This is a genomic window from Brevibacillus sp. WF146 (assembly GCF_001673705.2).
Lineage (GTDB): Bacteria > Bacillota > Bacilli > Brevibacillales > Brevibacillaceae > Brevibacillus > Brevibacillus thermoruber.
Window position 1 is genome coordinate 2,610,386 of the sequence record NZ_CP109943.1, and the last position, 22,682, is coordinate 2,633,067.

25 protein-coding genes are annotated in these 22,682 nt (G+C 61.2%); all 25 read right to left on the reverse strand.

All coding sequences use genetic code 11. The features are described 5' to 3' along the window. Positions 1 to 99: 99 nt before the first annotated feature. The 25 genes from A6764_RS12905 to A6764_RS13025 all read right to left on the reverse strand — a co-directional run bounded on the left by A6764_RS12905 (position 100) and on the right by A6764_RS13025 (position 22,674). Entirely contained in the window at positions 100 to 1,221 is a 1,122-nt protein-coding gene (locus tag A6764_RS12905; protein ID WP_065066309.1) for an amidohydrolase family protein, read from the reverse strand. A 308-nt stretch (positions 1,222 to 1,529) separates the two neighbouring features. Further along, a complete protein-coding gene (gene aroA, locus A6764_RS12910; RefSeq protein WP_065066308.1) occupies positions 1,530 to 2,813 on the reverse strand; it encodes a 3-phosphoshikimate 1-carboxyvinyltransferase in 1,284 nt (427 codons plus the stop codon). Between the two features lie 103 nt (positions 2,814 to 2,916). Further along, positions 2,917 to 4,017, reverse strand: coding sequence for a prephenate dehydrogenase (locus tag A6764_RS12915; RefSeq protein WP_065066307.1), 1,101 nt, complete (start codon positions 4,015 to 4,017; stop codon positions 2,917 to 2,919). A 67-nt stretch (positions 4,018 to 4,084) separates the two neighbouring features. Then, positions 4,085 to 5,179, reverse strand: coding sequence for a histidinol-phosphate transaminase (gene hisC, locus A6764_RS12920; RefSeq protein ID WP_029099617.1), 1,095 nt, complete (start codon positions 5,177 to 5,179; stop codon positions 4,085 to 4,087). Positions 5,180 to 5,213: 34 nt separating this feature from the next. Beyond that, positions 5,214 to 6,032, reverse strand: coding sequence for a tryptophan synthase subunit alpha (gene trpA / locus A6764_RS12925; protein ID WP_029099616.1), 819 nt, complete (start codon positions 6,030 to 6,032; stop codon positions 5,214 to 5,216). After that, on the reverse strand, positions 6,029 to 7,261 hold the full coding sequence (trpB, locus tag A6764_RS12930) for a tryptophan synthase subunit beta (protein WP_029099615.1): 1,233 nt from the start codon (positions 7,259 to 7,261) through the stop codon (positions 6,029 to 6,031). Before trpB ends, trpA begins: the two co-directional genes overlap by 4 nt. After that, positions 7,224 to 7,892, reverse strand: a complete 669-nt coding sequence (locus A6764_RS12935) for a phosphoribosylanthranilate isomerase (RefSeq protein ID WP_065066304.1) — start codon at positions 7,890 to 7,892, stop codon at positions 7,224 to 7,226. Before A6764_RS12935 ends, trpB begins: the two co-directional genes overlap by 38 nt. Beyond that, positions 7,889 to 8,698, reverse strand: coding sequence for an indole-3-glycerol phosphate synthase TrpC (trpC, locus tag A6764_RS12940; RefSeq protein ID WP_065066303.1), 810 nt, complete (start codon positions 8,696 to 8,698; stop codon positions 7,889 to 7,891). The genes A6764_RS12935 and trpC overlap by 4 nt, the downstream gene beginning before the upstream one ends. Beyond that, positions 8,688 to 9,713 carry an anthranilate phosphoribosyltransferase gene (trpD, locus tag A6764_RS12945; protein ID WP_264622250.1) on the reverse strand — a complete coding sequence of 342 codons (1,026 nt, stop codon included), beginning with the start codon at positions 9,711 to 9,713 and terminating at the stop codon, positions 8,688 to 8,690. Before trpD ends, trpC begins: the two co-directional genes overlap by 11 nt. Continuing rightward, positions 9,707 to 11,224, reverse strand: coding sequence for an anthranilate synthase component I (trpE, locus tag A6764_RS12950; protein ID WP_065066300.1), 1,518 nt, complete (start codon positions 11,222 to 11,224; stop codon positions 9,707 to 9,709). The genes trpD and trpE overlap by 7 nt, the downstream gene beginning before the upstream one ends. Positions 11,225 to 11,508: 284 nt before the next feature. After that, a complete protein-coding gene (gene aroH, locus A6764_RS12955) occupies positions 11,509 to 11,880 on the reverse strand; it encodes a chorismate mutase (RefSeq protein WP_029099610.1) in 372 nt (123 codons plus the stop codon). Between the two features lie 4 nt (positions 11,881 to 11,884). Further along, complete coding sequence (aroB, locus tag A6764_RS12960) at positions 11,885 to 12,985, reverse strand: 3-dehydroquinate synthase (RefSeq protein WP_065066299.1); 1,101 nt, start codon at positions 12,983 to 12,985, stop codon at positions 11,885 to 11,887. Beyond that, a complete protein-coding gene (aroC, locus tag A6764_RS12965; RefSeq protein WP_065066298.1) occupies positions 12,985 to 14,145 on the reverse strand; it encodes a chorismate synthase in 1,161 nt (386 codons plus the stop codon). The genes aroB and aroC overlap by 1 nt, the downstream gene beginning before the upstream one ends. A 194-nt stretch (positions 14,146 to 14,339) precedes the next feature. Beyond that, complete coding sequence (locus tag A6764_RS12970; protein WP_176703209.1) at positions 14,340 to 14,504, reverse strand: hypothetical protein; 165 nt, start codon at positions 14,502 to 14,504, stop codon at positions 14,340 to 14,342. Between the two features lie 75 nt (positions 14,505 to 14,579). After that, entirely contained in the window at positions 14,580 to 15,353 is a 774-nt protein-coding gene (locus A6764_RS12975; RefSeq protein ID WP_065066297.1) for a CheR family methyltransferase, read from the reverse strand. A gap of 232 nt (positions 15,354 to 15,585) precedes the next feature. Beyond that, positions 15,586 to 16,029, reverse strand: coding sequence for a nucleoside-diphosphate kinase (gene ndk, locus A6764_RS12980; RefSeq protein ID WP_029099606.1), 444 nt, complete (start codon positions 16,027 to 16,029; stop codon positions 15,586 to 15,588). 103 nt (positions 16,030 to 16,132) lie between these two features. Continuing rightward, on the reverse strand, positions 16,133 to 17,098 hold the full coding sequence (locus A6764_RS12985) for a polyprenyl synthetase family protein (protein ID WP_029099605.1): 966 nt from the start codon (positions 17,096 to 17,098) through the stop codon (positions 16,133 to 16,135). A gap of 9 nt (positions 17,099 to 17,107) precedes the next feature. Next, positions 17,108 to 17,971: a menaquinone biosynthesis protein gene (locus A6764_RS12990; protein ID WP_029099604.1), complete on the reverse strand. Its 864-nt coding sequence runs from the start codon at positions 17,969 to 17,971 to the stop codon at positions 17,108 to 17,110. 4 nt (positions 17,972 to 17,975) lie between these two features. Next, entirely contained in the window at positions 17,976 to 18,572 is a 597-nt protein-coding gene (locus tag A6764_RS12995) for a UbiX family flavin prenyltransferase (RefSeq protein WP_029099603.1), read from the reverse strand. Continuing rightward, complete coding sequence (locus A6764_RS13000) at positions 18,569 to 19,438, reverse strand: UbiA-like polyprenyltransferase (RefSeq protein ID WP_065066296.1); 870 nt, start codon at positions 19,436 to 19,438, stop codon at positions 18,569 to 18,571. The genes A6764_RS12995 and A6764_RS13000 overlap by 4 nt, the downstream gene beginning before the upstream one ends. A 42-nt stretch (positions 19,439 to 19,480) precedes the next feature. Next, entirely contained in the window at positions 19,481 to 20,200 is a 720-nt protein-coding gene (locus A6764_RS13005) for a demethylmenaquinone methyltransferase (RefSeq protein WP_029099601.1), read from the reverse strand. Between the two features lie 5 nt (positions 20,201 to 20,205). After that, positions 20,206 to 21,039 carry a heptaprenyl diphosphate synthase component 1 gene (locus tag A6764_RS13010; protein WP_065066295.1) on the reverse strand — a complete coding sequence of 278 codons (834 nt, stop codon included), beginning with the start codon at positions 21,037 to 21,039 and terminating at the stop codon, positions 20,206 to 20,208. 114 nt (positions 21,040 to 21,153) lie between these two features. Then, positions 21,154 to 21,669, reverse strand: coding sequence for a hypothetical protein (locus A6764_RS13015; RefSeq protein WP_065066294.1), 516 nt, complete (start codon positions 21,667 to 21,669; stop codon positions 21,154 to 21,156). Positions 21,670 to 21,725: 56 nt separating this feature from the next. Continuing rightward, a complete protein-coding gene (mtrB, locus tag A6764_RS13020) occupies positions 21,726 to 21,956 on the reverse strand; it encodes a trp RNA-binding attenuation protein MtrB (RefSeq protein ID WP_029099598.1) in 231 nt (76 codons plus the stop codon). A 34-nt stretch (positions 21,957 to 21,990) separates the two neighbouring features. After that, positions 21,991 to 22,674 carry a lytic transglycosylase domain-containing protein gene (locus tag A6764_RS13025; protein ID WP_029099597.1) on the reverse strand — a complete coding sequence of 228 codons (684 nt, stop codon included), beginning with the start codon at positions 22,672 to 22,674 and terminating at the stop codon, positions 21,991 to 21,993. Positions 22,675 to 22,682 lie beyond the last annotated feature (8 nt).

A 22,682-nucleotide genomic window follows, 5' to 3' on the forward strand; every position in this document is an offset into this window, starting at 1 on the left:
ATTAGACTGCCGGGGATGTAAAAAGTTGCGCTGCCTAGGCGATTCTTTTTCCTCGCCTGGCGGCCGGAATCCTCTACGAAAAAACCCCCAGATTTGGGGTTATATGACATAATTATAAGGCTTGATGTCGAGGAGGCATCGTCCCATTCCTATGGTCGAAGCAAAGCACTGGTTGCGGTACAACCACTTTCCTTTTGACATGACAGATGTTGGCAGAAGAAAATCACTAAGGTTGAGAATAGTGGAAAGAACAAATTTTGTCAACCAGTGTTCCTTTTTCAGGAAAAGAATGTCGGCATCAGCCCCGGGAATGATGCAGCCTTTGCGCGGATACAGACCTGCGGCCTTGGCGGCGTTTGTCGAAGCGACGCGAACGAGCAGGCACAGCAGCGATTCCGGGTCCCATTCCCTCCGGCGCAGGTTGACCTGCACCTCGTCCAGCGCGGCGATGACCGGCAGCGAACGGAACCAGTGGCCGGCGAGATGGCGCAGCGCCCGTTCACAATGCTCGCCGCGGAGACGGAAGACATGGTAGTACGGATCGACTTCCTCAAAGGTAAGCAACGCCTCTCCATCCACCCACGTGCGGATCTGCCAGCAGCGGCACAGAGAGAGCCACTGCCGATGCAGGCGGAGACGCTCCTCACCATTCAGTCCCGCTTCCTTCGGCACCCGCAACTGCAGCATCACCTTGTATGACGTCAGCAGGGGCGAAATCGTTTCCCAATCCATCCGAAAAAGTTCTTCGGGCCGGCGCACGACGACCCGAAGCAGCCGGTATCCCTCGCTGCACCACCTGCGCACCGTCTCGCCGTTCAGCCGCGAAGCCGGCAGTTCCACCTGCCACGTGTAATCGATCAGATTGTTGAAGTGCATCGCCGTCTGATAGCGCACCTGCGGATGATCCATCCACGCTTCCGGCTGGAGCGTGTCCACCAGACAGGTATATCCCTGCCGGATGAGCAGGCGGATCGCGTCGAGGTACTCGGGCAGCCGCCTGATCCGCCCGTGCGGCCGTTCCGGCATGGCGACAAAGCCGGGCAGCAGGTACATCCCGGACGCGTCGATCTCGTTGGGACGGGCCGTTCCCTTCGCTTCTCTCGGCAAGCTGTCTTTTGCGATCCGGCGAATTGTCCCTCCGGAAATCCAGACGTCCGCTTCGACGACTCCATATGACGTCACGACGCTTCCTCCACGAATCACGACCTCTTCCTGCCGCACGGCTCGTCCCTCCCCCGACCGCACTTGGCGGCTTGTTTCCGTACGAGCATATGCGCGGAAAGCGAAAAAAGAACAAAAAAGACCGCCGTTGATGTAAGCGCATTCAAACGGCGGTAGCACTATTCGTGCAAAATATATTGGATAGGAGTGGAGAGAAACCATACTGTACCTTTATTATAACGGAATGTAAGCGCTTGTCAAATCTTTTTTTCAACATTCTTATTTCGTCTCAGGCAGGAATGCGGCGGAAGAAAGGAAAAAGCGATGAAAAAACCCGCGCGCGGCGGGTTTCTTCTGCTCTGTTCTGCTTACGCTTTGCTGATGTGCGCCAAAATGTCGGCAAAGCCAGGGAAGGAGACGTTGATGGCCTCGTCATTCTCAATCACCGTTTCGCCCACCGCCGCCAGTCCGGCGATCGCCATCGCCATGCCGATGCGGTGGTCGCCCATGCTGTCAATCGTCGCGCCGGTGAGCGGCGTCGCCCCCTCCACGATCAGACCGTCCGGCGTGGGCGTTACCTTTGCCCCAAACCTGGACAGTTGGCTGGCGACGGTGGCGATCCGGTCCGTCTCTTTTACACGCAGCTCCTCGGCGTCGCGAATCACGGTACGGCCGCTGGCCTGCGTGGCCATGACGGCGATGACGGGGATTTCATCGATCAGACGCGGAATGATCTCGCCGCCGATCTCGATGCCGCGAAGCTCGGCATGGGTGACGAGCAGGTCGGCCACCGGCTCTTCGTTTACGACCCGTTCGTTCTGCAGCTCGATGCGGCCACCCATGGCGCGGACCACATCGATGATCCCCGTGCGGCTTGGGTTGATGCCCACATTCTCGATCAAGAGGGAACTGCCCGGCACCATCATCACGGCCGCGATCAGAAACGCCGCGGACGAGATGTCGCCCGGCACGCGGATCGCCCTGCCCTTCAAGGTTTGGCCGCCCTCGACGGATACGGTCAGACCGTCGCGGACCACCTTCACGCCAAACGCCTGCAGCATGCGCTCCGTATGGTCGCGGGAGAGCTGCGGCTCCGTCACGCTGGTGACGCCTTTGGCCTGCAGGCCGGCCAGGAGGATCGCCGATTTCACCTGGGCGCTGGCAACCGGCGACTGGTACGAGATGCCCTGCAGGTCGCCGCCGCGAATGGACAGCGGGGTGTACTCGCCGTCTTTGCGGCCGTCAATTTTGGCCCCCATCTGGCGCAGCGGCCCGATGACGCGCCGCATCGGCCGCTTGGCGATCGACTCGTCCCCCTCCATGACGGCGTGAAACGGCTGCGTTGCCAAGATCCCCGCCATGAGCCGGATGGTCGTGCCGGAGTTGCCCACGTCCAGGTGCTGCGACGGTTCCTGCAGGCCGTACCATCCTTTCCCGTGGACGGTCACGCGATCCCCTTCCTGCTCGATGTCCACGCCCATCCTGCGAAAGCAGTCGATCGTGCTCAGGCAGTCAGCCCCCGGCAAAAAGCCTTCGATCGTGGTGGTTCCCTCCGCCAGCGCGCCAAACATGACGGCGCGGTGCGAAATCGACTTGTCTCCGGGCACCCGGACTGTCCCTTCTATCCGTTTTGCTGGTTGTACGCGAAGCACGGTTCCACTCCCCTTTTTTCTCTGTTACGTCAGTCGTTGCAAAAAGTCGGCTGCAGTCGCGCGTCAAAGCGTCTACGCCCCAAAGTACGACGGCACGGCCGGTCTACTCGCGCCTGTATACATTGTAATCGAAATAGCGCAGGAGTTCTTCTCCCTTTTCCAGTTCCGCCAGGGAGCGGAAGGTGATCCGCAGCACGCCCAGCATGTCTTCCCGGGTCTCCCTGATTTGAATGTTGGTGATGTTGATCTGCTTGGCGCCAAGCAGGGTGGTGATCCGGCCGATCTCTCCCGGATGGTCGGGAATGTCGATGTACAGGTCGTACAGCGGCGGCAGCGCCCCTTTTTTCCGCTCCGGCAGTCCTTCGCGGAAATCACGCGCCGACTTGAAAAATTGCTCGATGCCGTCGGCGTCTCCCTCGCGGACCAATGTCATTACGCCGTCCAGCGCCTTGGTCCAGTCATCGGCGATCTTCAGCAAGTGCTCGCGGTTGTTCAGGAGCACATCCCGCCACATGCGCGGATTGCTGGAAGCGATGCGGGTAATGTCGCGAAACCCTCCGGCCGCCAGCCGGTGGTGCCAGGGGTTTTCGTCGTCGTACCCGGCCACCAGATTGACCAGGGCGGACGCCAGGATATGCGGAAAATGGCTGACCGCTCCCACTACCTGGTCGTGTTCGTCCGGGTCCATCCGCACCACCTTGGCACGGGTCAGCGCCAGCAGCTTCTCGAGCCGCTCCACCTGCTCCTCCGGTGTCCCCGGCGCGGGTGTCAGTACGTAGTACGCATTTTCAAACAGGCGGTCCGAAGCCGCTTCCACGCCCGACTTGTGCGAGCCGGCCATCGGGTGGCCGCCGATAAACGTCACATTGGACGGGATATGCGCCTCGGCATACCGGACAACGCCCGATTTGGTGCTGCCCACGTCCGTGACGATGACGCCGGGCTTCAGGTCCAGATCGCGCAGGCGGTCCAGCGTGGCGTAAATCTGTTCCACCGGCACGGCGAGAAAAATCACGTCCGCTTCCCGCACGGCCTCCTGCAGGTCGGTGGTGCCCGCATGAAGGACGCCGATCGTCATCGCCTTGTCCAGATAATCCTGCCGGACGTCGAAGCCGATGATCCGATTGTGCGGATCCTCCCGCAGGGCAAGCGCGATCGAACCGCCGATCAACCCGACGCCGATTACTGTGATGGTCGTTTTCATCTCCACTGTCTATCCTCTCTGTATACGTGTAGACAAAGATGCCGGACGGACGCCGGCATCTTCTTCGTTATTTCAACGCGCCGGCCACGATGCTGCCGAGCGCCTGCAGAACCTTTTCGTTTTGTTCCGCCGAGCCGACCGTGATCCGCTGATACCCGGGGAATCCGAGCGCCCGGCCGGAGCGCACGATGATCCCCTGCTCCAGCAGCCTGCGGAAGACCTCGTCGGAGTCCTGCTGCAGATCGACCAGGACAAAGTTGGTCTGGGACGGGAAATACGACAGTCCCCACTCGTCAAAGCGGTCGGTCAACTGCTTCAAGCCTTCCCGGTTGCGCTTGCGGCATTCTTCCACGAACGCCTGGTCCTTCAGCGCGGCGCGGGCGGCTGCCTGAGCCAGCGTGCTGGTGTTGAACGGTTCGCGCACGTGGTCGAGGTGGCCGACGATCTCTTCCGACGCGATGCCGTATCCGATGCGGAGCGCCGCCAGGCCGTAGATTTTGGAGAACGTGCGCAGGACGATCAGGTTGGGGTAGTGCTTCAGCATCGGCACGGTTTGCGGATACGCCGGATCCACCACGTACTCGTAATAGGCCTCGTCCAGCACCACCAGGACGTCTTTCGGGACTTTTTGCAAAAACGCCTCCAGCTCGTCACGCGTAACGATCGTCCCGGAGGGGTTGTTGGGGTTGCACACCCAGACGACGCGGGTCTGTCCGTTGATCGCGGCCGCCATCGCTTCCAGGTCGTGCACGCCGTTTTTCAGCGGCACCTCGATCAGCTCCGCGCCCTCGATGATGGCATTGGCACGGTACTGCGAAAAGGTGGGCGTCGCCATCACGGTGTTGGTGCCCTCCTCCAGATAGGCGCGGGCGATCATCTGCACCACTTCGTCCGAACCGTTGCCGAAAATCAGCTGCTCCGGCTTGACGCCGAGAAACTCGGCCAGCTCCCAACGAAGCTGCAGACTGGCGCCGTCCGGATAGATGGCCAGCGTATCCAGTTGGGCGGCAATCGCTTCTTTCGCCTTGGGCGAGCAGCCGAACGGGTTCTCGTTGGACGCCAGCTTGATCACTTCCGTCAGGCCGAATTCTCGTTTCACATCGTCGATCGGCTTCCCGGGCTGGTACACCGGGGCGCCGAGAATGCGCTGCTTCGGTAGCATCTGCGTCTCACTCCAGTCAAGTCACGTTTTCCCCTTATTGTAGCGCACCGGCCAACTGTTGTACAAACGTTTTTATTTTTGTGACACCCTGCGCCATTTGTTCGGGATCGGACAGCAGCTCCAGGTGCCGCTCCATCTCCTGCACGATCGCGCTGCCGACGATTACCCCATCCGTGTGCTGTGCCACCGCCCGCACCTGCTCCGGCGTAGAGATGCCGAACCCGACTGCGGTCGGCGCGGAGGTGCTCGCCTTGACCCGCTGCAAAAACTGGGCGAGATCTTCACGCAGGCTTGCGCGGGCGCCGGTCACGCCGAGCGACGACACGCAGTACAGGAATCCGCTCGCCTGCGCGCCAATCGTCCGGATGCGGGATTCCGATGTGGGGGCCACCAGGGAGATGACGTGCACCCCGTGCGCTTGGGCAGCCGCTACCGCCGGCCCGTTTTCCTCCACCGGCAGGTCGGGAATGACGATGCCGTCCGCGCCTTTTTCCGCCAGCGCGGTAAAAAAGCGCTCCACGCCGTACTGCAGCACCGGATTGTAGTAGGAGAAAAGCACGATCGGCACCTGCATCCCCGATGCTCGCAGGCTGGCGACCAGTTCCAGGGCGTCGTCGATGGTCACGCCGTTGGCCAGCGCCCGTTGGGAGGCGCGCTGAATGGTAGGGCCATCCGCCAGCGGGTCCGAATAGGGAATCCCCAACTCCAGCAGGTCGGCTCCCGCTTCCACCAGCGCGTGGGCAATTTGAAACGTCGCGTCGAGGTGAGGGTCGCCAACCGTGATGAACGGGATGAAACGCTTGCGGCTGCGGTCGGCAAACAGCCGGTCGATTCGATTCGCGAACGCTGTCATTGTGCGTCTCCCCCTCTCCGTTCGTCGTCCAGCGCGGCCTGGATCGTCGCCACGTCTTTGTCTCCGCGGCCCGACAGACAGATGACCAGGACTTGATCCGCTCCCATCTGCGGGGCCCGTTTGACCGCCTCGGCCACGGCGTGGGCGCTCTCCAATGCCGGAATGATCCCCTCCGTCCGGCAGAGCAGTTGAACCGCCTCCAGCGCCTCCCGGTCCGTGACGGAGGTGTACTGCACCCGTCCGGTTTCCTTCAGGTAGGCATGCTCGGGTCCCACGCCCGGGTAATCCAGCCCGGCCGAGATGGAGTGCGCTTCCTGCACCTGCCCGTACTGATCCTGCAAGAGATACGTCATCGCGCCGTGAATCACGCCGGGCCGTCCGAGGGAAAGCGTCGCCGCGTGCTTGTCGGTATCCACGCCCTGTCCGGCCGCCTCCACGCCGCGCAGGGCAACGGTCTCGTCCTGCAGGAACGGGTAAAACATGCCGATCGCGTTGCTGCCTCCGCCCACGCAGGCGATCACTTCATCGGGAAGGCGGCCCACCTGCTCCAGGATCTGGCTGCGCGTTTCTTCGCCGATGATTTTCTGGAACTCCCGCACCATGTAGGGATACGGATGGGGGCCCACGACCGAGCCGATCACGTAAAACGTCTCATCCACATGGGAGACCCAGTAGCGGATCGCTTCGTTGGTCGCGTCTTTCAGCGTGCGGGAACCGGAGACGGCGGGGATCACCTCCGCTCCGAGCAGCTTCATGCGAAACACGTTCAGCGCCTGCCGCTTGATGTCCTCTTCGCCCATGAACACCTTGCAGGACAGCCCCAGTTTGGCCGCTACCGTGGCGCTGGCCACACCGTGCTGCCCCGCCCCGGTCTCGGCGATGATGGACGTCTTGCCCATCCGCTTGGCCAGGAGTCCCTGCCCCAGCGCGTTGTTCAGCTTGTGGGCCCCGGTGTGGTTGAGGTCCTCCCGCTTCAGGTAGATGCGCGCGCCTCCCAGCGCTTCCGTCAGTTTGTCGGCGTAGGTCAGAGGCGTCGGCCGTCCGGCGTATTCGCGCAGCAGCTGCCCCAGCTCGGCGCGAAACGACGGATCGCGCCGTGCTTCCGCAAACGCCTGTTCCAATTCCGCCAGGGCGCTCATTAGCGTCTCCGGCACAAACTTGCCGCCAAATGGTCCAAAGCGTCCGTGCTCGTCAGGCACGGTACGCGTTTCCTTCTGCGATACGGTCATGTTCCCTCACCCTCTCCACGAATTGCCTGATTTTCTCCGCATCTTTTTCTCCGTCGCTCTCCACGCCGCTGGACACGTCGATGATCGCGGGCCGGAATCCGCCCACCAGCTCGGCCACGTTGTCCGCGTTGATGCCGCCTGCGATGATGCAGGGGGCGGGAGCCGTCCACTCCCGCAGCAGGGGAATCTGCTCCCAGGAAAAGCGTTTGCCCGTGCCGCCCGCCTGCCGGGGATCGTAGGTGTCAAACAGAAACGCGTCGGCTGCTCCCCGGTACGCGTTTACGACATTCACCAGCGGCTCGCCGCTCCCGACCGCCAGCGCCTTCCAGACCGGCAGGGAAAACCGCTGCCGCACGCTTTCGCAAAAGGCGGGCGATTCCTGCCCGTGCAGTTGAATCACGGCAAGGGGCACATGGGCCAGCACGTGCTCCAGCTCCGCTTCCGTCGGGTTGACAAACACCCCGACCGCCGGCGGATGATCCGGTACGGACGCGAGCAGCGCCCCTGCCGTCTGCGCATCCACCCGCCGCCTGCTTTCGGCAAAGACCAGTCCCACGTAGTCAACATCCAGCCGGGCCAGCAGGTGGAGGGTTTCCGCCCGCTTGACGCCGCAAATCTTGATCCGTGTCACGACCGCACCTGCGGGCTGGCGCCTTCCCGCTCTCCCACCAGCCGGATCACGGCTTCGGCCACATCCTCGTGCCGCATGAAGTGTTCCCCGACCAAAATCGCCCGCGCGCCCGCCTGCCGCACGCGCTCCACGTCCGCCGGGGAAGAAATGCCGCTTTCGCTGACGATGAGGACACCGGGCGGAATCTCCGCCGCCACCTCGTGGGTCACCGCCAGGTCTGTCCGAAACGTCCGCAGGTCGCGGTTGTTGATGCCGATCAGCACCGGTGTCACATGGCGGAACACCATCTCCAGCTCACGCCTGTCGTGCACTTCGATCAACACGTCCATGCCGAGCGCTTCCGCCGTCTGCGACAGCTCACGAAGCTGCTTCCCCTCCAAAATCGCGGCGATGAGCAGGATGCAGTCGGCGCCGCACGCCCTGGCTTCGGCGATTTGCCATTCGTCGATGAGAAAATCCTTGCGCAGCAGGGGCTGGTCGACCGCCGCGCGGATGTTCCGCAGATACTCGGTCTTTCCTTGAAAAAACGGTTCGTCCGTCAGAACGGAGATGCACTCCGCACCGGCCGCCGCGTAGGCCCGTGCGATCCCCTCCGGGTCAAAGTCAGGACGGATCACGCCTTTGGACGGCGAAGCCTTTTTCACTTCCGCGATGACGCTGACGGGGCGTGCACTTTCCGCCAGCGCCGAGCGAAAACCGCGCGGGGCGGGCATGCGTTTCGCCTCGTCCAGCAGCGTCTGCAGGGTCGTGGAAGCGTGCAGCCGGGCCACTTCTTCCCTTTTGGCGTCGACGATCTTACGAAGCATGAATCATCCCTCCCGCCACCTGCCGGATTTGTTCCAGTTTGCGCAGGACCGCGCCGTCGTCGATCAGCTCCGCGGCGCGGATCACGCCTGCCTCTATGCTGATTGCGCGATCCGCCAGGTACAGGATGGCTCCCGCGTTAAGCAGGACGATGTCGCGGGCGGCTCCCCGCTTGCCGGCGAACACTTCGCGGATGATCGTCGCGTTTTCATACGCGTCGCCGCCGCGCAGTTCCTCCATCGGATACCGCCTCAAGCCGAACTGTTCCGGCTCGATCTCGTACGTGCGGATCTCGCCGTCGCGCAGCTCGGCGATGCGGCTCGGACCCGTCACGGTCAATTCGTCGAGGCCGTCAGCCCCGGCCACCACCAGGGCCCGTTCCACGCCCAGTTCGCGCAGGACAGCCGCCACGGCGGGGAGAAGCTGCCCGTCGTACACGCCCAGGAGCTGCCGCTTGGCCCCCGCCGGATTGGTCAGCGGTCCCAACAGGTTGAACACGGTCCGCACCGCCAGTTCCTTGCGCGGGCCGGCCGCGTGCTTCATCGCCTGATGGTAGAGCGGCGCGAACAGGAAGCACAGGTTGGTCACCCGCAGGCAGTCGGCTGCCGCTTCCGGCGTCAGCGTGATCGGAATGCCCAGCGCCTCCAGCACGTCCGCGCTGCCGCTCTTGCTGGAGACCGCCCGGTTGCCGTGTTTCGCGATGCAGACGCCGTCGCTGGCCGCCACGATGGCGGCTGCGGTGGAGATGTTGAACGTCTGGGCGCCGTCCCCGCCCGTGCCGCACGTGTCCACCAGGCCCGGCAGTTCCAGCGGGAACCGGACCGCCCGCTCCCGCATCGCCTGAACGAAGCCGATAATCTCCTCCACCTGTTCCCCCTTCAGCCGCAGTCCGGCGAGAAAGGCGCCGATCTGGGCGGGGGTGGCCCTGCCGTCCATGATTTCGCCCATCGCCTGGCGGGCGGTCAGACGGTCCAGATCACGTCCGCGCAATATGTGTTCCAACGCTGTTGTCAGCATGGCTGTTCCTCCTTTGGGGCAAACAACTGCTCCGCCTTCTCCAGAGCGGAGAGCATGGCTGCCGCTTTGTTCACCGTTTCCTGATACTCGTTGGCCGGGACAGAGTCGGCGACGATGCCGGCGCCCGCCTGCACGTAGGCGTATCCGTTCTGGAACAGGAGGGTGCGGATCGTAATGCAGGTCTCCAGCGTCCCGTCAAAGCCGAAATACCCGATCGCCCCGGCGTACAGATGGCGCGCGTCCGGCTCCAGCTCGGCGATGATTTCCATCGCTCTCAGCTTGGGCGCGCCGGACACCGTTCCCGCCGGGAAGGCGGAGAGCAGCGCATCGAACGGATCCAGCCCTTCGCGCAGCTCTCCCGTCACATGGGAGACCATGTGCATGACGTGGGAGTAATGCTCGATCACCAGCGCTTCCTCCACGCGGACGCTGCCGTACCGGGCGACGCGTCCCACGTCGTTGCGCCCCAGGTCAAGCAGCATGTAGTGCTCCGCCCGCTCCTTGGGATCGGCCAGGAGGTCGGCGGCCAGGGCCTCGTCTTCTGCCGCCGTGCGCCCTCGCCTGCGTGTGCCGGCGATCGGCCGCATTTCCACCCGATTGTTTTCGACCCGAACCAGCAGCTCGGGCGACGTTCCGACCACCGTCTCGCCGTCGTACTGCAGGTAGTACATGTACGGCGAAGGGTTCAGCGTGCGCAGCAGCCGGTAGACGGCAAACGGGTCGACGTCCGTGCGCACGCGGAAACGCTGGGAGAGCACCACTTGAAAGATGTCGCCGGCCGCGATGTACGACTTGGCCCGTTCCACCATCCGTTCGTACTGCTCCCGGCTCATGTTGGGCTCGAGTTTCAGCCCGCCTTGCGCGCCGGCGCCGACAGGAATCCGGCTGCCGTCCGTCTCGGCCGGAGCGGTCACCTGCGCGGCAAGCTGCTCCAGCCGGCTGCAGACCTGTTCGTACTTGCGGGCGATCGACTCCGGCGAATCGGTCGCGTCGACGTGCAGATTCACCATCACCTGAATCTCCTGCTTGAGATGGTCAAACGCGATCAGTTCATCGACGAACCAAAAGCGCATGTCCGGCACATCCAGACTTTCCTGCCGGTGGTACGGAAGATTTTCGAAGTAGTGCAGGGTGTTATAGCCGAAGAAACCTACGGCACCGCCGCACAATCGGGGCGCCCCCTGCAGTTTGGGACTGGTGAAGCGGGCCGTCTCTTCGCGTAAAAAGTGAACGGGATTGCCGCAGAACGTCAGCGTCTCCCCGCCGCGGCGGCTGACGGTGATCTGCTCCCCGCGCGCCTCCACGGTTTGAAACGGATTCATTCCGATGAACGAGTATCGGGCCCAGCGCGTTCCGCCTTCCACGCTCTCCAGGAGAAACGAATCGTGCGTGCGAATTTTCTGGTAGATTCGGATCGGCGTCTCCTCATCTGCCAGCAGGGTCATGCGTACGGGAATCAGGGAATAGTCGGCCGAAAGGGATTGGACCTCGGCCAGGGTAGGGGAATACATCTCTTCTCTCACCTCTCGTCGCGGGGCGCCCTACACGCGTGGAAAACCGCTCCAGGCGCGGCACCCGCCCGTTTGTCAGGTGAAGAGATAGGGGGAGAAAAAGAAAAATCCAGGAAGAGTCCTGGATTGGTCTGTGCTGGTCCATCCGGCTCGCTCTTCTCTCCTCTGCCTAACTCTTCTCAACTCTGCTCTGCTCACTCTCAACTCTCTGCCGGTATCATTGCATTACCGGTAAAACGAGGCGTCCTCGTTTCACTTTATGGTAAAAGAGAACGCCCACATTGTCAACCGCGATTTGCCAAATCGGGACGAAGTTTGACGGCATCGCGCATGAACACATGATGTATTTCCGACGCCGCCTTGTCCGTGTTGACGTGCATCATCACGCGGATACAGCGGGGCAGACTGCCCGGCACGGGAATTTCCCTGGCGCACATCAGCGGCACGTACTGCCATCCGTCCAGGAGACGCGCCGCCTGGGCCGGAAATGTCGCCTTGATGTCCTCCGTCGTGGTGATAAGAATGCTGGCGATGTCGTCAGCCCGTACGCCGTTTCGGCTGACCATCTCCTCCAGCAGCAGCTTGGTGGCGGAAACGATCTCTTCCTGCGTGTCGTTCTCGATCGTGATCGCTCCCCTGATTCCTCGCACTCCCATTTCTCTAAGCCCCCGCTTCTTCTTTCATCGCTGTCAATATCTCCTGTTCATCCACGTCCTTGACCAGTTCCACCTGCCCGATGGCCCGCGGCAGCACCAAGGCCAGCTTGCCGCCGACGGCTTTTTTGTCCCGCTTCATGACGTCCAGCACGGCTTCCGGCTCCAGGCCGTTTGGCCAGGCGGTGGGCAGGCGGAAGAGGCGAAGCAGCCGTTCCGTCCGCGCAAAAACGCCTGCCTGGGCAAAGCCGATGCGCTCGGCCACTTTTGCGGCCAAGCACATGCCGATGGAGATCGCCTCCCCGTGGTTCAGCACGGCGTATTCGCACAGCGCTTCGAACGCGTGGCCGAAGGTGTGCCCCAGGTTGAGCAGGGCGCGCTGTCCCTGCTCCGTCTCGTCAGCCGAGACGATCGCCGCTTTGATCGCACATCCCCGGCGAATGGCGCGGCCCACCCATTCAGCATCAAGCTGCCACAGGCGCTCCGCATGCTCCTCCAGCCAGTCGACGAACGACTCGTCGGCGATCAGTCCGTGCTTGATCACCTCGGCAAAACCGGCCGCCACTTCCCGCTCAGGCAGCGTGCGCAGCGCGGCCGTATCGTACAGCACCAGCCGCGGCTGGTGAAAGGCGCCGATCAGATTTTTGCCCAGCGGATGGTTGATCCCCACCTTGCCGCCCACCGAGCTGTCGTGCGCCAACAGCGTGGTCGGCACCTGCACAAAGGCGATGCCCCGCATGTAGGTGGCGGCGGCAAAGCCGGCCAAGTCGCCAACCACGCCGCCTCCCAGGGCGAGGATGGCCGATTTGCGGTCAAGCCCCGCCTCGATGCCCCGGGTCATCACCTGTTCGTAGACCGCCAGGCTTTTGGACTGCTCTCCCGGGGGAATCACGCAGTCCGCCACGCGATAGCCCGCCGTCTCCAGCGCCTGCTTCAGCGGCTGCAGATAGCGCGGGGCTACGTTCTCATCGGATATGACAAACAGCCGGCTCGCCGGGGAAATGCCCGCATCCTGCAGCAGGGCCGCCACCTGCCGCATGACACCGTCGCCAATCACGATCGGATACGTGCGCTCCCCCAACTCCACGTAAAGGGTTTCGACCGCCATCAGAACCGCTCCGTGTACACGCGATACTGGCGCACGTTTTCCAGCATGTCGTCCATCGAGTCGGACGGGAATTTTTCGCACATGGCGCGAGCGATTTCCCAGGCGACCACCGCTTCGGCCACGACGCTGGCGGCAGGAACAGCGCAGCTGTCCGAACGTTCGATGCTGGCAGAAAACGGCTCCTTGGTGTCGATGTCCACGCTCATCAACGGTTTGTACAGCGTCGGAATCGGCTTCATCACGCCGCGCACGACGATCGGCATGCCTGTCGTCATGCCGCCTTCCAGACCGCCGGCGTTGTTTGTCTTGCGGCTGTATCCGGTGTCCTGGCTCCACACGATCTCGTCATGCACCTGGGAACCGGGCAGGCCCGCCGCGGCGAAGCCAATCCCGATCTCCACTCCTTTGAACGCCTGGATGCTCATGATCGCCTGGGCCAGCCGACCGTCCAGCTTGCGGTCCCACTGGACGTGGCTGCCCAGCCCGATCGGTACGCCTTCCACGATCACTTCGACGATGCCGCCGAGCGAATCGCCGTCCTGTTTGGCCTGGTCGATCGCCGCCATCATGCGCGGCTCCGCTTCCTTGTCCAGACATCGCACGGGGGATTCCTCGGAACGGGCGATCAGTTCGTCCAGCGTAACGTCCTGCCGCTTGGCCACCACATCGCCGATCTGCAGCACGTGACCGCCGATCCGGATGCCAAAGGCGGCCAATAGCTGCCGGGCAACAGCCCCGACTGCGACGCGGATGGCCGTTTCCCGCGCACTGGAACGTTCCAGAATATTTCGCATATCCCGTTGATGGTACTTGATCGCGCCGTTGAGATCGGCATGACCCGGACGGGGACGGGAGACGCGCCGCTTCTCTTCCGCTCCTTCCACCGGCTCAGCACTCATGATTCCCTGCCAGTGCGTCCAGTCCTTGTTTTCCACGACCAGCGTGATCGGCGCGCCCGTCGTGTATCCATGCCGAACCCCGGAGAGCACCTTCACCTGGTCTTTTTCAATCTGCATCCGCCGGCCGCGCCCGTGTCCCTTTTGCCGTCTCGCCAACTGCTCGTTGACCGCTTCGACGGAAAAGGGCAGGTTGCTCGGAACGCCTTCAATAATGGCGGTGAGCTGCGGTCCGTGAGATTCCCCTGCTGTCAAGTATCGCATCTCTCGCTTCCTCCATCCTCAGGCAGCATTCCCCTCCTCTGACGCGGGGTGCTGTCCTTTATCACTTTTAAGCGTTATAATATCATACCTGTCAGTCCGTGCAAATACAAAAGTGACAAACTGTCCGTACGCCCTGCGCAGACAGGCAAAACGCTTCTCCCTCGCAGGAGAAGCGTCAATCGGATTCGCGGCGCTCACATGTGATGATCAACCGTCAGATAAGAGGAAAGCGGCCGCCGGAGGTGATTCGCGCGGACGAGTTTGTCCAACTGCTCCTTTTCCGCACCGAGGATTTGCCCGCACTCCTGAAGCGTAATCAGACCGCGTCGGTATGCTTCGATGACCTTTTGCTTGTCCATCTGCTTCCTCCCCTATTGGTAGATAGCATTAGTGTTGGGAAAAAACAGCAGGGATATACCAAGGGCATGTCCGCCTTATCCCATTTTCCGATAAAAAAACGTGTCTTCCGACTCCAACTGATACTGCTGCGGCTGGAAAATCTGCTCCGTGCTCCCGACGAACAGCACGCCGCCCGGCTTTAGCGCCCGGCTGAACTTGTGGTACAGCTCGTGCTTCGCCTCCTCGGTGAAGTAGATCATGACGTTGCGGCAGATGATCAGGTCGAACTGGGAGTCGAACGGATCAGCCAGCAGGTTGTGCTTGCGGAACGTCACCCGGTTTTTGACCTCGTCGGCAATCCGGTAGCTCATCGTGTCCTTGACGAAGTACTTGGCCACCAGATCCTTGGGACAATCCTGCAGCGACCGCTCGGTGTAGACCCCCTGTTTGGCCTTGGCCAGCGCCCCTTCGTCAATGTCGGTGGCGAGCAGCGACGCCTCCCAGCGGTTGCGCATCAGGATCAGCGACAGCGTGTACGGCTCTTCGCCGGTGGAGCAGGCGGCGCTCCAGCACTTCAGCCGGGGCGACTGCTTGACCAAGCGGGGCAGGATCTTGTGTTCCAATACCTCCCACCGGCCGGGGTTGCGGAAAAATTCGGACACGTTGATTGTCATTCGGTCGAGAAATTCGTAGAACAGGTCCTTGTCCTTGGAGATGGCCTCAAAGTACTGGGCGAACGTGGTATAGCCCCGCTTCAGCCTGAGCGAGGTCAACCGCCGCTTCATCTGGGCTTCTTTGTAAAGGGCGAGATCGATTCCTGTCAGTTTCTTTACGTTGGCGATAAACTGGAGAAAATCCTTGTCTTCCATGATTGCGAAAATACCCCTTTTACTCGTGTTGGAAGGCGTGCCCGCCGGCAAGCGCTGCACGTTTTGAAGCGGCGAAACGCCCCCTGGAAGACGCTGCTTCAGTTGGCGGGGACGGCGCTTTTTGCCGCTTATCCATGCGATTCGCCCTTTTTCTGCAAAATCCTGCCGATTTTTGTTGACATTTGGCGAAAAAAGAAAAAGACCCCGCGTGCGGAGTCTTTCCCCATCCCTCTTAGATCCAGCGTTGGATCGTTTTTTCGTAGGAGAGCACTTCCCCTTCGTTGAACCAGAGAGCGATTTCGCGCTCGGCGCTTTCCGGGGAATCGGAACCGTGGATGATGTTCATGCCCACGGAAGTGGCGAAGTCGCCGCGGATGGTGCCCGGTGCCGCATCCGCCGGATTGGTTTTGCCCATCATGGCGCGCGCGGTCGCAATCACGTTGTTGCCCTGCCATACCATGGCAAAGACCGGACCGGACGTGATGAAGTCGACCAGTTCGCCGAAGAACGGGCGCTCTTTATGTTCAGCGTAGTGCTTCTCGGCCAGTTCGCGGCTGACGTTCATCAGCTTCGCGCCTACCAGTTGGAAGCCTTTTTTCTCAAAGCGGGAAACGATTTCCCCGATCAGGTTGCGCTGCACGCCGTCAGGTTTCACCATCAGAAACGTTTTTTCCATCGTAAGTATGCCTCCAGTACAGCTATGTATTGGTGCTTGCACACCAACGAAAATTTTATCAAAAGAGCGTGGGGCAAGCAACAGCCCCCCCGTGAAAAAGCGATTAAAATTTCCGATCCACCATGAAATTGGCGATGCCGAGCAGGGACTTCTTGGTCTGGTTGTCCGGCAGTCCGGCCAGCGCCTCCCGCGCACGGGCAATGTACCGCTCCGCCAGCCCCTGCGCATAGGCGATGCCGTCGTCGTTTCGCACCAGTTGGATCGCTTCATCTACGTGATTCCGGAGCGTATTGTCGCGAATCCACGCCTGAAAGCGGTCGCGCGACTTGCCGAACCGGGCGGTGTACATCGCCGGCAGCGTAATGTTCCCCTGGCGCAGGTCGCTTCCCGCCGGTTTGCCCAACTGCTTTTCCGTTCCGGTGAAGTCGAGGATGTCATCGGTAATTTGAAACGCCATCCCCACGTTGTAGCCGTACCGGTACATCTTGCGGACCAGCTCGGGGCCGGCACCGCTGGCAATCGCCCCCATCTGGCAGCTAATGGCGATCAAGAGCGCCGTCTTCCGCTTGATCCGGCGCAGGTACGCGCGGAAGTTCTGCTCCCAGTTGTTCAGGTCGCGCACTTGTTCGATCTCGCCTTTGACCACTTCCACAATCGCGTTGGAGAGAATCCGGTGCAGTTCGGGAATGCGCAGCTCGGCCGCGATGGACAGCGCCCGGGCGAATATGTAGTCCCCCGTGTACATCGCCACCTTGTTGTCCCATTGGGTGCGAACGGTGTCTCTCCCGCGCCGCTTGTCCGCATCGTCGATCACGTCGTCGTGCACCAGCGTCGCCATGTGGATCAGCTCCAGCGGCACGGCCACGTGCTTCAGCCGCTTCACGTCGTAGTTGCCCCACTTTCCGCCGAGCAGCACAAACACCGGGCGTATCCGTTTTCCCCCCGCCTTGAGCAGGTGTGTGGACGAGAGGTACAAGTCCCGCACGCCGGTATCGATCGACTGTTCCAGTTCCTTTTCGATGTACTGGACGTCGTTTTTCAGTTGAAAGTAAATATCGACTAGGTTCATCCGCTCCACCTATTTCGTCAACGTAATGTGGGACTGACAACCGGGATGTTCCCACACGGACACGGTCACCGGTTCGGGCAGCAGGCCCAGCTCCGCCGCGCACCGGTAGTAGTATTCCAGCCCCGTCCGCTGCTCGTCCCGGAAATCGTGCACCAGCCCCCGGAAGTACTGACGCCAGTGTTCCTTTTCGCCGCCAAACTGCCCGTGCACGTAGTCCACCAGCGGGTCCAGGTTTTGGCGGGTCTTCTCCTTGCTGGCCAAAAAGGCCTCGTGAACCTCGCGCAGCAGGTCGGCCTGTTCGCCGATCACCTCTTTGCGCACGGCCCACAGGGCAAACGTCATGGTGTACCCGGTAAAGCGATGCCACAGTTCACCCAGATCGTAGACGTGATAGGGCCCGCCCTGACGGTAGGCGAAAATCGCGTCGTCGCCGATCAGGAGCGCCCCGTCCGCGTCCCGCATCATCTCCGCCAGCACCGGTTCCTGTGTCACGTACGAGACGTGCAGGCCGTAAAACGTTTGCAGAATGATTTTCAGCAAATTGACCGACGTGGCGGACGTGTTGGTCAGGGCGATCCGGGCACCGTCCAGCGCCTCGATCGGCCGCTTGCTGAACAAGAAAATGGAGCCTACTCTCCCCTTGGCGCTGACGGACAGGTCGGCCAGCGCCAGATAGCGGGAGGCATGCTCGGCGTAACTGAAGGACGAAATCGGTCCGAGATCGATCTCGCCGCGGGCCATCGCCCGATTCAACTGGGCGGGCACCTGCCGGATGAAGTCGATCCGGTCTTCGAAGCGCTCCTGGTCAAAGTAAAAGTAGACAGGGAGTACGTTGGTGTAAAGGATTTGTCCAATGCGCAAGGACTTCTGCATGATCTTATTCCCCCCAGCGCCGGAACAGCTCGTGCGGTACATCCAGCGCGTCCAGTGCTTTTCCCACGACAAAATTGACAAGGTCGTCCATGGTCTGCGGCTTGTGATAGTACCCCGGCATGGCCGGCAGAATGGTAACGCCGAGGCGGCTCAGCTTCAGCATGTTTTCGAGCTGGATGGCGTTCAGCGGCGTCTCCCGCGGGACCAGCACCAGCCGGCGCCGCTCCTTCAGCATCACGTCAGCCACCCGCTCCAGCAGGTTGCCCGACGCCCCGTGGGCGATGCCGGAAAGCGTTCCCATCGAGCAGGGGACGACCACCATCCCGTCGCACCGGTACGAGCCGCTGGCGGCCGGGCAGTTGAAATCGCGCATGCCCCAGTAATGGAGGGCGCCGGGTAAATCCTGCTGCAGTTTTTCCCGGATCAGGGCCTCCCGGTCGTCGGTGTTCCAGTCCAGCTCGTCCCGAAACACCTGCCAGCCGGCCTCCGTGATCATCAAGTGTACGGTATGGCCGCCGCGCAGCAGTTCCCGGACGAGTCTGACGCCGTAGACGGCGCCGCTCGCCCCGGTGATGCCAACGGCCCATTTTTGTGCGCTCATGTTATCACCAGATCAATCATGGTAAACGTAAACATGACCATGCTCAAAATGCCGTTCATGTTGAAAAAGGCCACGTCCAGCTTGGACAGGTCCGTCGGTTTTACCAGTGTATGCTCGTACACCAGGATGGCGCCGGAAATCAGCACGCCGATCAGGAACCAGATGGACAGGTTGGCGGTAACGTACAGGGACAGGAGGCCGACGAACGTGATGACGTGGCAGGCCCGTGCCACCAGCAGGGCGTTGGCGATGCCAAAGCGGCTGGGCATGGAATAGAGCCCTTCCCTGCGGTCAAACTCGAAGTCCTGGCAGGCGTAAATGATGTCAAAGCCGGCGGTCCAGAACATGACGGACAGGAACAGCAGCAGTCCGGTGAAATCCACCTGGCCGGTCGTCGCCACCCAGCCCCCCAGCGGCCCGAACCCGATGGCCACGCCGAGCACGAAATGGCAAAGCCACGTAAAGCGTTTCGTGTACGAGTACAGGATCAGGACAAACACCGCGAGCGGCAGCAGTTTGACGGCCAGTGCGTTCAACTGGAAGGCGGCGAAAAACAGCACGGCGAAAGAGGCAACGATAAAGACGACAACCTCGGCCACGGAAATCAGTCCGGCCGGAATGGCCCGGTTGGCGGTACGCGGATTTTTCGCGTCGATGTACCGGTCGATCAGCCGGTTCAGCGACATCGCCGCGCTGCGGGCTCCCACCATGGCCACGGTCACCCAGAAAATCTCCCTCCAGGTGGGCCAGGCGTTCTCTACTACAATGTTGCCCAAGACCGCTCCCATGAAAGCAAACGGAAGGGCAAAAATCGAGTGTTCAAACTTGATCATTTCCAAAATAATTTTCAATTTGCGAAGACTCACGTGAAAACACTTCCCATCCACAGAAGGATGCCTACTGGCAAACTATGCTTTTGTGCCGATGTGCAGGGCCGCCACTCCGCCCATGAACAGCTTTACCTGAACCGGCTCCAGTCCGGCCCGTTGAAACATGCGGGCAAGTTCGCGGCTGTCCGGGAAATGGGTCAGCGACTGCGGCAGCCAGGCATACTCCTCGTATTTGTTTACCGTCCATTTGGCGATCAGCGGCAGGATCTTGTAAAAGTACAGGTAGAACAGCTTGCGGTACGGTAAAAACGGCGGTTTGGACACCTCCAGCGAGACCACTTTCCCGCCGGGTTTGACCACGCGCGTCATCTCGTTCAGCACCGTCTGGATGTCGGGGACGTTGCGCAGCGCAAAGCCGATGGTGACGAAATCAAAGGTGTTGTCCTCGTACGGGAGCTGCATCGCGTCGCCGTTGACCAGCGTGACCACGCTGCCGACGCCTTCCCGCTCCACCTTGTACGCGCCGACGTCAAGCATGTTCTGGCTGAAGTCCAGACCGACGACGCGCCCTTTTTCCCCGACCGCCTTGGCCAGCGCGATCGTCCAGTCGCAGGTGCCGCAGGCCACGTCAAGCGCCGTGTCGCCCGGCCGTATGTTCATCTGCTTCATCGTGTAATTGCGCCAGGCGATGTGGCTGCCGAAACTGATGATGTTGTTCATCTTGTCGTACTCTTCCGCGATGCTTTCAAACACGGAATGGACGTACTTCGCTTTTTCCTTCATCTGGATCTGATTCACCTGGACTACATCTCCTCAATGACCCGTTTCAGCCGGTTGACGCGGTGCGAGTAGCGGGAGGTGATCCACGTCAGCACGTGACGGGTCTCTGGCGGATGCAGCGAACGAACCAGTTGTTCGCAGATGCTCATCAGTTCCATCGCTTTCGCTTCCAGAGCCGCCGCCACCTGGGCGATCGTCGCTCCCGGTTTTTGCAACAGAAAGCGGGAGAAGCCAAAGGGAACCTGTTGTTGCCACTTTAACTGCTCCCACTCGCCCAGCATGTTCTCCACGGCCGCCGTCTCTTCAAACAGGGCCGTCCAAAACCGGCGCGTTTCTTCACTGTCCGCGTACTTGTCCACGATGGCCACGTACAATCCCGTGTCAATCTCCGTCCGCAGCGTCAGGTACTCGTCGGACGACAGCCGGCCGTCGCGTTCTGCCATGTACAGCGTCATTTTCGCTTCGTTTACCCGCTGGATGGCGTCCGACAGCACTTGAATCGCTTCCATTTCACCGGCTTCGGCGAGCATTTGGTAGTACCGGCTGCTGTAGTAGTCGCCGGCCAGAACGGTGAGCTGCCGGCTGCGCTCTGCCGCCAGCGAATTGTCATAGGCATTTTTGACGCGCTCGTGCATGTCAAGTCCCAACTGGACGAGGCCTGTCGACATGGAGAACGTCCGCGCCCGTTCCTTGGTCATGCCCCGCTCCAGCAGAAACAGGTACAACAGCGCAAGCCGGTTTTCCGCTATGGCCGGAACATCGACGTATTGTTCTACAAACGAATGGGTGATGCTTTGGTAGATCTGGTCGATGATCGCTCGAACCTCGTCTACGTATGGGGTCTGTTCTTTGCTCATGCGTCCTCCTCCACAAGCGGTTCAACCTGGTTGGTGCCTGTTTCCGTTCGCTTTCACCTTCTCGCCGGGACCCGGCAAAAAGTCCGTCCCTACCATCATACCACACTTCTTTGGTCAGGGACTAACTCTCTGGTAAAAATAAGGGTCGATTCGTACGGGAAAACGGGCTCTGATGTGCGATTCCAGATCGGCAATCTGCTCCGGCGGCGTTTCGTAGGCTGACTTGTCCTTCCGTTGGGCTTCGACGGCGATCAGGAGCTTGGGGGCCGGCGTGTCGGGTTCCACTTCCAGCAGGCGGATGTAGACCTGCTCCACGTTGGCAGTCAACCGAAACAGATCGCGCACTAGGAAGTAAAAATCGCGGTACACGAGCGGCAGTTCCGCACGCTGACCGGAGGAAACGGCCAAATCGACATGAACCGACGGATTTTCCCATTTTACACGCTTAATATTATAATGAGTCGACATGAAAGTAAATAAATCCACGACATTTTGCTCGCTCAGGTCGACCGGGCGAGACGCTTGGAACGCGGGTATGTCGGGCTGGTTCCAGGGCACGCCGGGAACCAGCGACAGCATGAGAGCGAGCAGCGTGGAGACGGCAATGGCGGCCAGCAGCCTGCGGGGCATGAGACATCCCTCCTCACCACCATTGTACAAAACAAAAAAGCAGGCTATGCCTGCTTTTACTCCGACGTCTCGATCACGCCGTGATGGGTGTAGATCACCGCTTTGCCGCGCACCTTGATGGCGGACGTGTGTTCCGTGAACTGGGCGATCATCACTTCGCCCTTGTCCAGCTTTTCCGTGTGGTGAAAGCGCGTGTCGGAACCGCGCGTCAAGCCGATGACGTGAACGCCGTTTTCCTTTGCTTTGACGACAAAGTAATCTTGCTGCGTATATGGCGATTGTGCCACCTTGTTTCCTCCTTACCCTGCTGAACTGCTACCCCTATGATGTCCCGCCGCCGTTCAACCGTTGCATGATTTTCGCAACGTAGCGCTGGGTCTCGCGGGGCAGTTGATCGTACCGGGCTTCCAGCTCTTCGTCGGTGTCGATGCCCAGGCGGTCGATGCGGCCGGGACCGGCATTGTAGGCGGCCAGGGCGACCTTCACATTTCCGTCGTACCGATCGAGCAGGCTGCGCAGGTACCTGGTGCCCCCCGCCAGATTTTCATCGGGGTTGTAAGCGTTTCGCACGTGCATGGCCCGTGCCGTGCTGTCCATCAACTGCATCAGCCCTTTTGCCCCTGCGCGGGAAACGGCATTGGGGTTAAAGTTGGACTCCGCCCGAACCACTTCCCGGACCAGGTCTTCATCCACCCCGAACGTGCGGGCGACATCGCTGATTTTCTTCAAGATGGACTGGCGGCTGACAGGCGTGTGCGCCGTCTTCTCCGCGTCGCGCGGCGGCTCGTCACCGAAGGCCCGGTCAAACTCCCAGTCGGGAGAGCCGTCCAGTTCCGCCAGTATCTCTTCGGCGGCGATGACACGCTGCCCGCTGGCCAGTTCCGCCTGCAGCAGGTCGGCAAACTGCGCGTCCCCGCCGAGCGGATCGGGAGACGTGCCCGTGCCATTGATCCGGGGCTGCGGTGTGATGTGGAGATACGGCTGAAACGATACGGACATCTTCATTCGGGAAC